This window comes from Clostridium uliginosum, from assembly GCF_900112485.1.
Taxonomy (GTDB): domain Bacteria; phylum Bacillota; class Clostridia; order Clostridiales; family Clostridiaceae; genus Clostridium; species Clostridium uliginosum.
In genome coordinates this window covers 23,075-37,969 of record NZ_FOMG01000023.1, presented here as the reverse complement: position 1 = coordinate 37,969, position 14,895 = coordinate 23,075, and the positions used below count along the sequence as shown (strand labels likewise).

Below are 14,895 nucleotides of genomic sequence, written 5' to 3'. Positions count from 1 at the left end.
ACTGACTTGTTATTTCTTTGAATATTGCTAATTATAACATATAATAGGATCTCCTGAACTAATATTATCATATACTGCCTTTGCCACATAGTATGGTGCATTTACACATCCATGGGAACCATTTTCTTTATAAATTTCTCCCCCGAACTCCGATCTCCAGCTTGCATCATGAAGTCCAATGCCTCTATTAAATGGCATCCAGAAGCATACAGGTGAAGCATACCCTGGGCCTCTTAAGACAGTATCCTTTTGTTTATAGTATAAATTATAAACCCCTGATGGTGTTGCACATCCACCGCTTACATTACCAGTAACAATGTCTCCATTTACAATAAGATAGCCATTTTTATAATACCATAAATGTTGACTAGACATATCAATTTCAACATAAGTATCACCAATATCACTAAAATAACTAGCTTCTTCAGTTTGAGCATATATCGGGTGTTTTGTTATAGTTTGTCCATTTTTTATATTCTCAATTAATTCTTTCGTTTCTTCAGAACTATCAATTATCCAACTATGATTATTACCATCATAACCACCACTAACTGGTATTGTAATTCCTAATAATGCATTATAAGTATATGCCATGGTATCTACATAATTTCTAACTTTTGTCTCATCAAGTGTAACTTGAAAATTTTCATCAATCCCAATCCAATCTTTTATTGTAGAGCCATCCAAAACTTGTGTGTTTCCAGCAAATATATAGGTTATATTTGAAGATATATATTTATTAAGAGCCTCATTAGCATAAGCAACTATTGGACAATTTTCAATAAATCTAGGATTTTCATAACAATCGATTGATTCCAAATTTATTGTTGTATCTTTATTAAGAATTGACTTTACCACATTATCATATAAAACATCCTTTTTGATTCTATTTCCATAAGTCTCTTTTGTAATTGCATAACCATTACCGTTATATTCAACTTTAGCATTTTTAGATTCAATTATCTTACTGCCATCAAAACAAGAAAGCTTACTTACAAATTCTTTTAATAATTTTTCATCATAAGAAACAACTCTTGATATTTCCTCGCTATACTTCAACCCGATATCAGACCCCTGAATTTGTTCTTTCACTCCTCCTCGTTCTTCTAATGTTAATATATATGCCTCAGCTGATATTTCTTTCTCCCCTTTATCAACAGTTTTAGCAGAAACACTAATGGTATTACTTAAAAAAACAAAGTATATAGCAAGTAAACTACAAAAAAAAGTTATAATACCTTTCTCAACTTTATTAGATTTATTTTTTTCTCCCTTCATAAAAATCTCCCCCCTCTAATTAAACTTAATAGTATTTAATTTTTAGTACATAAGGCATCTCCAAATAAACAACTAAGTCACATTCAAAAAATGTCTTATAGTCACAAAATCTTATTTGGTTATATATTACATATTATACATTATAATACATGTAGTGAAAACAATTATTATTTGAATTCCATTATGCTAATATTCCCCTTAGCCATTTATATTTCATTAAATATATACAAAAATATATTATTTTCTTGTTTTACTATTAATGACATTTCTAAAAAACGACCATTTCAGATTATAATTTAATCTGAAATGGTCGTTTTAAATTTAATGAGCAAGTGAATAATTTTATAGTTTAGGCACATGAAAGAAAATAACAAGTTAAAGATGCAACGTCTATTTTAAGTCATACTTACTTGTTATTCTTTTGAATGTGCCTTATTATCTTTAAGTTTAAATCTAATATCATCTATAACAAACAACATTAGAGCACAAATTAATATAAATGCAGCACACCATATTGATTTGACTCCAGTCCATAATGTCAATACTCCACCTAAAAAAGCTCCAGATAAAAATGAACCTATAATTATAAAATAACGAAGTGACTTTATTGCTAATTTAGAATCCTTCTTTTTAAAAGCCATATAGCCTGCTTGAGTTGCTGATCTTAAATTACCAGTACACATAGTTGTACTATATGGAGAATCAACTAATTTTCTAAATGAAGATATTTGTACTGATGAAACAAATGCTATTGTAGCAGTAACAAATATATTAGGAGCTGTACTTGGTATAAAACCTATAATAAAAAGTACTATGACTTCAATTATTAAAATAATGCGTTCTGAATCTAAAATAAAAGGCAACGGGGAATCTTCTTTTATTTTTTCAGCAACTACTACTCCTATTATAAATGCTATAATAGGCACAAATGCCATAAATGCCTGTCCAAAATTTCCTTTGATTGTTTCTACACCAACTAATACAATATTTCCTGTTTCTGCATTAGCAAAAACTCCCCCTCTACATATAAAGGTATACGCATCTAAAAATCCTCCTACTATTGCAAGGAGTACCCCTAATCTAACTGATTCCGAAGTTGCTGTATGTACTGATTCTATTATTTTATTTTTTTTAGCTACTCCCAAATTACTATCTTTAGTAAACAATTCAATATCTCCTTTCAAAACAAAATATGCATTAGGCATATGAAAGAAAATAACAAGTCAAAGATGTTATGTATATTTGGTGTCAGACAAGGAGGTAATGTTATCTCATAGCTTGCTATTAGCTAATATTACCGACACAGTATGACGCAAAATAGACTAACATACTGACTTGTTATTTTTTTGAATATGCCTAATATATTATACCATTAATAAAATTATATTAATAATTTTGCTATTTAAATAAATAAAAAATATATCCTAATTATAAAAATAATAATAACTTCTATACTTGGAAAATCTACAAATTGAATTTTTACACTATTTATGTAATCTTTAGTTAAATATCTATAATTTGTAACTATTTTAATTTCAACTTATAGCTTTGCTTACATACCTAACTAAAAATTAACTATTTGTTCCAATAATTTCTTTCAATCGATATTTTTAGAAATTAATATATCATTAGGTAAATATTCGTTTAAGTTTTCACCTGATTTTACGATAGATAATAGTATTACTTTTATTAAAGCACATTCAAAAAAATAACAGATAAGTGTGCCTAACTAATGATATAGGGGGAACAAATAGTGAAAAAACTAAAATTCAAGAGTCTAAAACATCAATTGTTGCTATGCTTTATAGCACTAATAGTGACCATTTGTGCAGGAATTTCTTTAATTTCTATGTACATATCAAAAAAAGCTGTAGTTGCAACAGTTGATACCACTTTACCTGAAGTTGCTAAACAAGCAGGTTCTTCTGTAGAAAATTCACTTACTACACAAATTAAAATTTTAGAAACTTTAGCTACTAACGAAAAAATCAAAAGTGAAACTACACCTATCGAAGAAAAATTAGCTATACTTTCAGAAAGAGCAACGCAAAATGGATATTTAAAAATGACTTTTGCAGACATTAATGGGAAGGGAGTAAATACTGATAATCAGCAATTAAATATTGCTGACAGAGATTATTTTAAAAAAGCATTGCAAGGAACTAGTTCTGTATCTGATCCTATAATCAGCAAGGCTGATAATACTCTTATAGTTGTATATAGCGTACCAATAAAAATCAATAATAATATAGTTGGAGTGTTGACTGCTATTAGAGATGGCAATGAACTAAGCAATTATACTAATGCAATTAAATTTGGTAAAACAGGCACTGCATATATGATTAATAATAAAGGAACTATAATTGCACATAATAATAAAGAATTAGTAATTAATGAAGATAATGATTTCGAAAATATAAAAAAAGACTCAGCTTTAGAATCAATAGTAGAAATAGAAAAGAAAATGGTTTTAGGTGAAAATGCGTCTGGAGAATACTCTTATAACGGTAAAAATAAATATGTAGGATATGCACCAATCAAAAGTACAGGATGGTCTGTCGCTATAGTAGTTGAAACAGATGAAATTTTAAGTGAGTTAACTACTTTGAAATTAGTTATAGGAATAGTGTTAGGTGTATTTATTTTATTAGGTACCTTTATAGTATTGATAATATCATCTTCTATTACAAGTCCTATAAAATTATCGATGGAACAGTTAAAATCTATCTCTGAAGGTAATCTAACATTAGATATTTCAGAAAAGCTTTTAGATAGAACTGATGAACTTGGGGAAATGGCAAAATCTATAGATACTATGAAAACTGCTATGATAGCTATGATTAATAATATAAAATTAAGCTCTTCTAGTATAGATACTCAAACCAATAATTTATCAGCACTATCTATTGAAATGTCATCCTCAAGTAAAAATATTTCAATAGCTACAAATGATGTTGCTAAAGGAACTGTAGATCAAGCTCAAGATTTAGTAGATATTACTGCTATACTGCAAAATTTTAGTGCTAAATTAGAAGATATGGTTAACGTAATACATGATGTAGATTCAAATACAAATAATATAAAATCTATGGCAAATTCTAGTAATACAGAAATGGAAACTGTTACTCATTCTGTAAAAAATGTTAATGAAGCCTTTAATGATTTAATTGTAAAAATACAAAGTGTAGGATCTAATGTTACAAAGATAAATGAAATAACTAATTTAATAAATAGTCTTTCTGAACAAACTAATTTGCTTGCATTAAATGCAGCTATAGAAGCTGCAAGAGCTGGTGAATCTGGTAGAGGTTTTTCTGTTGTTGCAGATGAAATAAGAAAACTTGCAGAACAAAGTAAAGAATCTTCATTAAGTATTTCCAGCTTAATATCAGAAATTTCTATTGATACAAACATTATGGTTAATACAACTGATACTATGAAAGATGAACTTAAAACTCAAGAAAGTAATATATACACAGCAATGAAATCTTTTGAAACAATTACAGTTGCAGTTGATGAGATAGCCCCTAAAATGGCAGTAGCTAATAATTCTGTTGAAGATTTAAATGAAAATAAGGAAAATATTTTGATTAAAATAGAAACATCTTCTTCAATTGCTGAGGAAGTGTCTGCCTCAGCTGAAGAAATAGCAGCCTCAACTGAAGAAATGACAAGTTCTACAGAAGAATTATCAAATTCTGTGAACTTATTAAATGATATGAGTAAAAAAATGATTGAAAATGTAAATCAATTTAAAATATAAAATTTTAATATTTATTTAGAAATTGCTTAACTCTATAAAAACTAAATCAGAAGAAATTTTTAGTTTGCTGAAAAACCCCCTGTCTAAAAGGCAGAGGGTTTTTCTAGCATATTTACCTATGAACTACACATGATACGGTATGCATATTGAATTTAAATTAGCCTATTTATTTGTATCTGTAGTTTTTTCTCCATTAAAAGCAGAAGGATCTATTGCAAGTAATAATTTTATTAGTGAATCATCATTGTTAATTTTCCATTCACCATCTGTCTTTGTTAATGAAATATCTCCTGTTCTATCACTATATGTTACATTATCTAAGCATTCAAGTAACATACTCTCGAATAATTTATTTTGCTCTTCTTTATTCATCTTATTACCTGATAATGATTGTGATAAAGCAGTTGAAAATGCTTTTTGCATAAAATCTGCCATTACTTTAGACATATCAGGACCATTAACTTTTACATTTACTGTTGCAGAATCTCCATTTATGTTTTCAGAATTTATTGTATAAGTTAACTTTTTCATATTTCCTATTATTTTTTTTGTTGATTCATCTGAAAGTTTATCCTTTTTTTCATTTTCAGTTTCTTCTAAACTTTTGTTAAGTAGATTTTTAAATTCACCATTTTCCCCTTTTTTAACTTGTTCTAAATAATTTTTCACAGTATCAGATGGTGTTTTACTTCCACATCCACATACTCCAATAACTAATATCAAAAGAATAGCAATTGATATTACTTTTTTAAATTGTTTCATAATCTTATTTCCCCCTAAATTAAGTATTCTTTTTAATTGTATAATACTAGAATATTTTTTACAATCTTTAACTTATAAAAAATAAAACAAGTCTATCTAAAAAAGTTATATTGAAGTATATATCTTTTAAACATATTTACCTATGAACTGCACATAATACTGGTATATTTATAAGCTCTTCAGCTGAAGCCTTATTGCCCTTTTCCTTTACAAGCTTTATTAATTTCTTTTCTTTAATCATCCTTCACCCCCTTCACTGTAATTTTGAAGCTTCATATATATATTCGTAATAAAATTATAACTAGTTTTACTTTAGGCACATTAAAGAAAATAATAGACCAAAAATACTCTCTGTTAAATTCACACAAAAATCAAAATCCCCGACATCTGTGTCGAGGATTTAAATGATGGATAACATTTAAAAATATGGCTCTGTTTTGATACTTTATTTAATTCACAAAAGATTTAACTTAATTAGAAATATTTATATTCCCAGAATTTGTGTTTACATTTAACTTTTTATAAGTGCACTGCCAATCTGAGCTGTTGCTTCATTTCCTTTTTTATTCTTATAATTCAAATCAAAACTTGATTTTATATCCCCAGAAGTGCACTTTCCATTAAATTCAAAGCTTAATCCCTCTGGAATTACTAAATTAACATTTCCAGAATGTGCACTAACATTTGAATATTCACTAATATCCTTATAGTTTACTCTTATATTTCCTGAAGATGCTTGTAATTCGCCGGATCCAACTAGCGAATTTATCTTAATATTTCCAGAATCAGTATTAATCTTATAGGTTTTACTTATTAAAGATTCTACATCAATGTTACCAGAACTAGCCTTTAGATTAATATCCTTAGCATTTATAGTATTTTCTACAACTAAGTTTCCTGATCTAGCTATACAACTAAGACTATCTAGATTTATATCTGAATTGAATTCAATATTGCCAGAAGATGACTGTATATATAAATCCTTATTATAGTTTTTAGGTATATATACTTCAATTTTTTGTTCAGAGCTTCCAAAATTGAATATAGTAAAATGCTTTTGTAAATTATTTGTTTTTATTGTAACTTCATTATCTTGTTTTATAACTGTAAACTTTTCATCATCAGTTAAATTCCTAGCTGACTTTTGAACTATTCTCATATTAGGTTCATCTGTAGTCTGTACTACTATCTCACTACTTGAAAAATCTAAATTTATTTTATTTAAACTAATTAAATCTATATTTTCATCTTTTTGAACTGTAAGTGAATATTCAACTCCATATTTAAACGAACTAAAAATATCTCCCGTCCCTTTATTATAGGCTATGCCATACACAAGAAGCGCTGTAAATCCAACTGCAATAATTAACCATATTACAATTAATATCTTTATTAAAATCCTATTCATATTATCACTTCCTCAATTCGAAAACTAAAGTAATAATTTTTTCAATAGCTGAACCAATTATAAATATAATCCAAGAATATCCCCAAATACCAAATGCAAAACTTACAGCAAAATAAATAGCCGTAATAACTAACCACACTATAGATTTTATGGATTTTATCAATTGTTTTTCCGTATTATTAGCTGACTTCCATTCTTTAAATTCTTCTACAATGGTATCGTCAGCTTTTATATATTTAGGACGAGAAACTGCATTGTATACTATAAGACAAGTAGCGACTGCATCTATTGTTAGCATTAAACATACTGCTATATTTTCATCAATCTTAAACACTTCATTACATAATATTAGTACAACTACACTCATAATATACAATCCTATGGAAATTGATAAAATTAATGCACTTTTTTTACTATTTTTTTTCATCTGTTCATAGTCAAATACATCCTTTTCTTTCAATCCTCTTATAAGCTCATCTATATCACCAATACCTGAAATTGTAATATTAAAAGCTTCTTCCTCACTTTTCCCACAAGATACTAAATCATTATACTTATCCATAAGATTAGCTAATAACTCTTCTTTAAGTTCCCTTGCTCTATGAGTTTCTGGTGCATTTTTAAACAATTCCTCTAATCTTTCACGAAATTTTTCATACATATTTATTCTCCTCCCTGAATCAATTTATCAATTAATTGCTTTGCGTTCTCCCAGTCTACCTTGTTTTGCTTTAAAGTAGCCCTTCCTAGTGGTGTAATAGAATAATATCTTCTTCTTGCTCCGGTAGTTTGATTACCCCAATATGAAGTTATTAAAGTAGCTTGTTCTAGTCTTCTAAATGCAGAATACAATGTTGCCTCTTTAAGCTCATATTGATTGTCTGTTTTTTGTTGTATTGATTTATTAATCTCATAACCATAGCTATCCTTTTGTTCCAAATGTGATAAAATTATGGTTTCTGTATGTCCTCTTATTATATCTGATGTTATAGACATTCCATCACTCCTCTCAGTTATTGGATATTAACTTGTAATTTATTTCCTACAACAATCCTATTATAATTATATATACCTCGCCTGTCAAGGTATATATAATTATAATGTATATCCTATTTTTATGTATATTGATTTATAAATTCAATAACTCCACACTCATCTAAATTCATTCATCTCCAAATTTATAAATCATCCTTATTATAAAATGTTGCTACTTCAATAAACTTTTTTATCCATCCTCCTGAAAATTACAACAAAAGACACCACTAAAACCGCTCCCCTTTATTTTGGTATATTAAAAAAACCGTACACTTATTCAATATAGGCGCACAGCTTAAAAATTACTATTTTTCATTATTAATAATCAAGTGATCTTCAAAATTGTAACATTACAGTTATAATAGTTCATGATTCTAGCACTTTTCTCTTTCAAAAAAATATACTACTAACAAGGTGGTGATTACAATTTATAATGATTCATTAATTAATCTCTATTCCCAAGCTAACTTAAATACGGAACTATTATCTTTTTATAATGATTGGAAGATTCGTTACTTAAGACCTGTAGAAGACTCTTCTCCTTTAAAGGAATACCTCTTTTATACTCTAGACCAACCTACTTCTAATAATGCAGTTACTTGTTCAGAAGCAATAGGTTATGGTATGGTAATATTCTCAATTATGAGTAAATTTGATCCCTCAGCTAAAGATCATTTCACCTCAATATATGATTATATAAAATCATATCCTAGTATTTATAATAGTAACTTAATGGCATGGCAGCAGATTAAAGATTCTAATGGTAGCATTATTAATAGTGAACCTGAAACTTCTTCTGCTACTGATGGAGACATGGATATTAGTTATAGCTTACTTATTGCCCATAAACTTTGGGGTGAAAATGATAAAATTAATTATAAAAATGGGCAGTTAAAAGGATTAATGCCTTAATGAATAGCTGCGTAAATAAAAATGATTATATCTTAACCTTAGGGGATTGGGTTGAGGGAATAAAAGTTAACAATTTCAAATATGTTACCAGAAGCTCAGATTTTTTAATATATCATATAAGAGAATTTATCAAATTTGATACCAAGAATAGTGAGAAGTGGAAATTAGTAATAAAAACAATTAATTCTATTATTTCTGAGCAGATGAAAAAACAAAGTAAATATAATGGTTTAATGCCCGATTTTTTTATAAAGTATAAAGGCAAATATATAGCACCAAAAGTTAAAGTTTTAGAAACTATTCATGATGGTGATTATTATTTTAATAGTTGTAGAATCCCTTGGCGATATTCCATGGATATTATTTTAAATAAAACTCCAGTAACTACTGAGCTTCATACTTTAAATAAGTGGATTAAGAAAGAAACTTTATCTAATCCTGAAAATATAAAGTCAGGTTACTATGTAGCTAATGATTCTCCTGGTAAACCTTTTGGTTCTACTAACGATATATCTTTTATAGCACCATTTTTAGTTAGTTCCCTCATTGAAAAAGGACACGATACTTGGACTATTTCTATTTGGAAAACCCTAATAAACAAACCAATAGAAAGTTGTACTTTCTATGAAAATACACTTAAGCTTATGACAATGATAGTTGCAACTGGAAACTGGTGAATATATTTTTCACTTTCTTTAATTCCTAATAGCTTAAAATCAAACTAACTACTCTTTTCATTGAAAAGAGGACAGTACGAACCTATATGCATTCCATTTTCTAGTCTTTTACCATATACTTTTTATACTTAAAGCTTCTTGAAGTACGTTAATTTCTTTACAAATTTTCGGTATTTCCTTTATAATAGAAACTTTTTTAGGTTGTACTACTTGTTTTTGTTCAACAGCAGCTGCCATTGTTTCAAATACAAGTAGCAATTGTGCCAAATTTTCATCGGATAAGCTTAAAGATCCCTTTGTTGTGCAATAATGGTCAAGCAAGTAACTAATATGTTCTAATGAAAAAAACACTGGCCACATCATTTCAAGCATTTCCTCATTATTAGGAATCTCACCTAATGCTGTGTTATAGGCCATCTTGAAATTCATAAAATTTATCTCCATTTTTTCTTTTATCCATTTTGTATTATCACTATTATTCCCTTTCCTATTAGATGCCAACCTAACTAACACTCTAGCTTGACTACGTATTAATTTCACCATTAAATCCGGTAATCGACTAGAAGCTGAACGATGTCCAAAAAGGTACGTGCCAATTAATCCAATCATGGACCCAATCAGAATATCTGTAATACGTGCCGTTGCAAAATAGGAAACGTTATGTATTTGAGTGGAAGTTTCTGCTATAAGCAAAGCATTTGGCGTGATAAACACCGCTGCTACGGCATAATTTTTCACAATAAAAAGTTCTGTCATTGCTGTTAAACACATGTTAATTATAACTATCATGAAACCTTGTGGGTGTAATTTGAAAATAATAATAGCTACCATCAATCCAATTATCGTACCGCATGAACGCTGAATTGCCCGATGAAAGGTGGACAAAATAGTTGAACCCAACATAACAGAAGCACATGATAGTGTAATCCAATAAGGCCTGGTAAATGGAAAATTAAAAGCTATCATGGTCGATATTGAAAGAACAATTCCATATCGAAGTGCGTTAATAAACACTATTGAATCTTTATCACAAGCTTTAGTAAGTTTCATCTTTAATGAAGATTTTGAAATTTTTATTCCATGTCCAATGTATGTTAATGGTATATTGATAATGGCCTCAGCATCATAAATTATCTCTAAAAGATTATGATAATCATGATCTAGTTCCTGAGGCAACGGATCTATTTTAATTGTCTCTCCATCTTTTAATTCAATTCCTATAGATAACTTTCTTATCACCTCACCAAATTCCTTTGGTAACTTAGTATATCTATTAAAATGCAATTCAAGCATTTCTAAAAATAACTTATTAGCTTGTTCATTTAGAAGAGATAATCTATTAAATAAGAATGAGTTCTTCCATGGAATATAACCTATTAAAAGAGTTTCTTCTGATTCCTTTAAGGCATTAACAGTACGTTGTCGTACATTATTAATATTTTCACTACCAATAGCTTCACTAAATGCTGCTAAAGCTAAATAAACCTCCTTAAGGGCTTTTACTTCTGGACCATGCGGATTAAAAAACCATCCTACCATACTAATTGTCCATGCAAAAAGACCACTCATCAATACTATGACAGTACGGATAGGGGCTGATGATGGATCAATAGGCATCCCTGTTGTCATTATGAAACTTAACACAAAAAATATTGCTGCTGGACCTGGTATCTTAAGTACACCAAATATAAAGGTTGCTATTGCTCCTATTAAACTCACTATTAAAACAACAAGTAAGGGGTAGGGTGCTGCTAATGTACCTAGAGCAACTGATAAACTTATACCTATGGCAACAAAAAATATTTTTTTTGCACGCTCTGCATATGGTTCATTAAAAACATATAGATACGAAAAACTCCCTATTCCACCTAATAACCCTAAATGTAGTTGACCTGTTAAGAGACCAATAATTACTGGAACCCCTGCACAGATAGCAGCACTTATTGCTTTTTGCCAGGGGAAAGGTTTTTTATTAATTTTAAATGCTTGTTTTGTTATAGTTTTAATCATATGTGCTCCTTCTTTCTTATAATTTATTCTTTTCATTTCATTCAAAAATTTAAATAACAACAAAATTAGTATCTGTATAAAATCCATATAAATACTAGTAGCCTACTACATAAGAAAGAAGTTTATTCTTATATTATTATCAACTAATTCATAATTCTTTTCTGCCAGACTTACATTCCTAATCTAAGTTCTTTCTCATCTTTTCTAAAATATTATTAAAAATCTCTAGTTCATCTTTATCAATATCATTTATTGCCTCTATTTCTATATTATTAGCAGCTTGATACCATTGTGGAAACATGTCACAAGCTTTTTCTGTTAATTTTATATGTCTTTCACGCTTATCATTTCCTGCTTCGCGGATTACCCACCCCATTTCTTCCATCCTAGCTAATGTCCTTGTAATTGTTGGAGCTTCTACTCCAAGATATTGACTCAATTCAATTTGTGTACACTGCTTTTTTTCATATAAGTATAATATAATTCCCCATTGTGAAGCATATAAACCAAGTGGAGAAATTTTCTCATTTAATTTCTTAGTAAAACTTCGAGCTAATTGATTTGCTTTATGACCAAATAAATTCAATTTTATTTCACCCCCCTATTACTTACCTAGGTAATGATTACTTAGGTAAGTATATCATTTGAATTAGTAATAATCAAGTTTCTTTAATTACTCAATTATTTTCTTTAGAAGTAATTCTATCATCTTTTCCTTTAAATACAATAGCAACCCTTAATATATCTTTAACACCTCATATTAAATTTCAATTTCATTTTCGCCAATTAATTATTGAGTGAAATCCTTTCTATTTATTCTTTTGCTTCATAAGCCTCATCACAAGCTCTTGTTAAAAATATCGCTGCGACTAAAACAGCTAGTATATTTATAATAGTTAAAAGATTATAATACTTCATTGTGTCAAGTAAAATACCAAACAATAAAGCTCCTACAGGTACTGCACCTTGAGAAAACATTCCCATTATTGAAAAAAATCTAGAACGCATTTCATCTGGAACCAAATTTTGAAGGTTTGTTGAAATTGGTGTATTCACAAAAGCGTTAAAAAATCCCATAGTTATGCAACAGATTGATATTGATATAAACAATGTCCAAGTTGCTCCTCCATAAATACTTACTATTTGTGGAAAAACTAATGCACAAGCCCCTATCGTTACAATAGTTTCAGTAATAAGTCCAAATCTCATAAGCTTTTTCAATCCTAATTTTTTAAAATATACTGAAATTGCAATATTTCCAAGCAATATACCTACTGTATAAAATCCCATTATATATCCGTACTGTTGTGAGGCAAATCCAACTTCTTTCTTTAGTGCATATGGCATTACTATATCAAACATTGGAACAAGTAAAAAATTTGAAATCATAGCAAATGTAAAAAGTTGAAATAATCCTTTTTTATTTACAATAAACTTTAATACTTCAGAATTTTCATTTAAAAACATCTTAATATTTATCTTTTCTTTCTCAACTACTTTTTTATTATAAGTAATAAACATAGAAAATACTGCTGAAATTATAAATGAAACACTATTCATATAAAATACCATTTGTATTCCCCATACTCCGTAAATTACTCCTCCAAGTGCAGGTCCTAAAATCATAGAGGCTGCATCAAATCCACCCTTTGCAGAGTTAGCTTCTATTAGTTCATCTTTAGATATTAATTCTGGCATCAATGCTGCTGATGATGAATTAAACAAACTATCCATTATAGATATAAATACCTGTAGGCTAAATAAAATATAAATATTTAAAAATCCTGTCATAGCAATTATTCCAAAGAACAGTATAAGTGCACCTCTTCCAAAATCCATGGCTATCATTATGTTTCTTCTATTTCTTCTATCACCGATTATTCCTGAAAAAGGTGCAGTTATAAGTGCTGGTACAAGTGTTAATATTGAAAAAACACCCATTAATATTCCTGAACCCGTTAAGTCAAGTATATAAAGTGGTAGTGCTATCATTTGAATCCCACTACCTATAAGGGATATGAATCTTCCCCCTATATACATCCATAAATTTTTACTTTTTTTCATCTTCTATTATTTACTCCTTCACCCAATAGCTATTACAATCGTTTGTTCTTTCAAAAAATCCATATTCTATTAAAGCTCTTCTTATAGTTGCATTATCTTCATATATTCTTTTCAAAACTCTATTAATCTCTTTTTCTGAATAAGTCTTTCCCTTAGAAAAATTCTTAACTATCTCTTCTAATACAATAATTTTCTTTTTTGCTTTAGCAGGATAACTTTTTAATGCTCCACTTTCATCCATATATGTTTTAATAGTATCATTTTTTTCCTTATCAGTTATATTATATCTATCATCTAAAATAGTTGCTGTCTTAGGAGCATCACATATAACTTCCTTATCTAACTTATTAATCTTTTTACTTGTATTGTTTGAAAGTAAATCCATCATAACTAAAAATAATTTTGATTGCTTTTCCTTTTCTCTTAGCTTATATCTATGATTTCTAATAGTTGATTGAGCAACTCCTAGCTCTGCTGCAATTTCTTTATCAGATAAACCTCGTGAAATTAATGTTATTACTTCTCTTTGAACATCTGATACTCCTGTAAAAGCTGAATTCATTCTTAATAAATAATCTAGTATAGAACCATGTCTTTCGTCTATGTGAATTTCTGTTGCTTTTTTTGCATCATATAATTCTGATTTTATTTCATATATACGTCCCTTTTGAAATATTTCTTCACAAAATATGCATTTATATTCATTATCATTCTCTATAAACCCATTTTTCACTTCATCTATTGTTGCACTCCAAAATAATTCATTTGATTTTATATCCATATAATCAATCCCTTTCAATTTAATATAAATTATCTTTCTTTATTAAAAATATACCATTAATTGAATTTTGTCTATATATTGATAAACGTTTTTAGTTTTAGTTTGCATAATTCATTTTTTTCTATTCATATATTATATTATTTGATAATTTCTTTGTGCTACAATTTGTATAAAAGTTTCAACTTAGATATAATTTAAATATAAT

Annotated in this window: 13 protein-coding genes; 3 read left to right on the top strand and 10 right to left on the bottom strand. The window is 28.4% G+C overall.

Translation table 11 applies throughout. The annotated features are described in order from the left end of the window. Positions 1 to 27: 27 nt before the first annotated feature. Entirely contained in the window at positions 28 to 1,278 is a 1,251-nt protein-coding gene (locus BM027_RS13505) for a L,D-transpeptidase family protein (RefSeq protein ID WP_090092879.1), read from the bottom strand. Positions 1,279 to 1,691: 413 nt separating this feature from the next. After that, complete coding sequence (locus BM027_RS13500; RefSeq protein ID WP_090092876.1) at positions 1,692 to 2,444, bottom strand: YoaK family protein; 753 nt, start codon at positions 2,442 to 2,444, stop codon at positions 1,692 to 1,694. A gap of 587 nt (positions 2,445 to 3,031) precedes the next feature. On the opposite strand from BM027_RS13500, the gene BM027_RS13495 reads away from it, so the two are divergent. Further along, entirely contained in the window at positions 3,032 to 5,041 is a 2,010-nt protein-coding gene (locus BM027_RS13495; RefSeq protein WP_090092873.1) for a methyl-accepting chemotaxis protein, read from the top strand. A gap of 162 nt (positions 5,042 to 5,203) precedes the next feature. Here BM027_RS13495 and BM027_RS13490 read toward each other — a convergent pair whose 3' ends face one another. The 4 genes from BM027_RS13490 to BM027_RS13475 all read right to left on the bottom strand — a co-directional run bounded on the left by BM027_RS13490 (position 5,204) and on the right by BM027_RS13475 (position 8,207). Beyond that, positions 5,204 to 5,803 (bottom strand): DUF5105 domain-containing protein, encoded by a 600-nt coding sequence (locus BM027_RS13490; RefSeq protein WP_090092870.1) that lies wholly within the window; start codon positions 5,801 to 5,803, stop codon positions 5,204 to 5,206. A gap of 511 nt (positions 5,804 to 6,314) precedes the next feature. After that, positions 6,315 to 7,211 carry a DUF4097 family beta strand repeat-containing protein gene (locus tag BM027_RS13485; RefSeq protein WP_242943336.1) on the bottom strand — a complete coding sequence of 299 codons (897 nt, stop codon included), beginning with the start codon at positions 7,209 to 7,211 and terminating at the stop codon, positions 6,315 to 6,317. A gap of 4 nt (positions 7,212 to 7,215) precedes the next feature. Beyond that, positions 7,216 to 7,872 (bottom strand): permease prefix domain 1-containing protein, encoded by a 657-nt coding sequence (locus tag BM027_RS13480; protein ID WP_090092866.1) that lies wholly within the window; start codon positions 7,870 to 7,872, stop codon positions 7,216 to 7,218. A 2-nt stretch (positions 7,873 to 7,874) separates the two neighbouring features. After that, a complete protein-coding gene (locus tag BM027_RS13475) occupies positions 7,875 to 8,207 on the bottom strand; it encodes a PadR family transcriptional regulator (RefSeq protein ID WP_090092863.1) in 333 nt (110 codons plus the stop codon). 456 nt (positions 8,208 to 8,663) lie between these two features. Here BM027_RS13475 and BM027_RS13470 point away from each other — a divergent pair, with 456 nt between their 5' ends. Both BM027_RS13470 and BM027_RS13465 read left to right on the top strand, forming a co-directional pair. Beyond that, the gene (locus tag BM027_RS13470; RefSeq protein ID WP_175559991.1) at positions 8,664 to 9,158 is read left to right on the top strand and encodes a glycosyl hydrolase family 8; all 495 of its coding nucleotides are present in this window, start codon (positions 8,664 to 8,666) and stop codon (positions 9,156 to 9,158) included. Continuing rightward, positions 9,158 to 9,835, top strand: coding sequence for a hypothetical protein (locus tag BM027_RS13465; protein ID WP_090092861.1), 678 nt, complete (start codon positions 9,158 to 9,160; stop codon positions 9,833 to 9,835). Before BM027_RS13470 ends, BM027_RS13465 begins: the two co-directional genes overlap by 1 nt. Before the next feature lie 108 nt (positions 9,836 to 9,943). Here the strand turns inward: BM027_RS13465 and BM027_RS13460 are convergent, their stop codons facing one another. The 4 genes from BM027_RS13460 to BM027_RS13445 form a co-directional block, all read right to left on the bottom strand. After that, positions 9,944 to 11,845: an FUSC family protein gene (locus tag BM027_RS13460; RefSeq protein ID WP_090092940.1), complete on the bottom strand. Its 1,902-nt coding sequence runs from the start codon at positions 11,843 to 11,845 to the stop codon at positions 9,944 to 9,946. Between the two features lie 178 nt (positions 11,846 to 12,023). Beyond that, positions 12,024 to 12,431, bottom strand: coding sequence for a MarR family winged helix-turn-helix transcriptional regulator (locus BM027_RS13455; RefSeq protein WP_090092850.1), 408 nt, complete (start codon positions 12,429 to 12,431; stop codon positions 12,024 to 12,026). A 227-nt stretch (positions 12,432 to 12,658) separates the two neighbouring features. After that, positions 12,659 to 13,909, bottom strand: coding sequence for an MFS transporter (locus BM027_RS13450; RefSeq protein WP_090092846.1), 1,251 nt, complete (start codon positions 13,907 to 13,909; stop codon positions 12,659 to 12,661). Between the two features lie 10 nt (positions 13,910 to 13,919). Continuing rightward, positions 13,920 to 14,690, bottom strand: coding sequence for a DUF2087 domain-containing protein (locus BM027_RS13445; protein ID WP_090092844.1), 771 nt, complete (start codon positions 14,688 to 14,690; stop codon positions 13,920 to 13,922). Positions 14,691 to 14,895 lie beyond the last annotated feature (205 nt).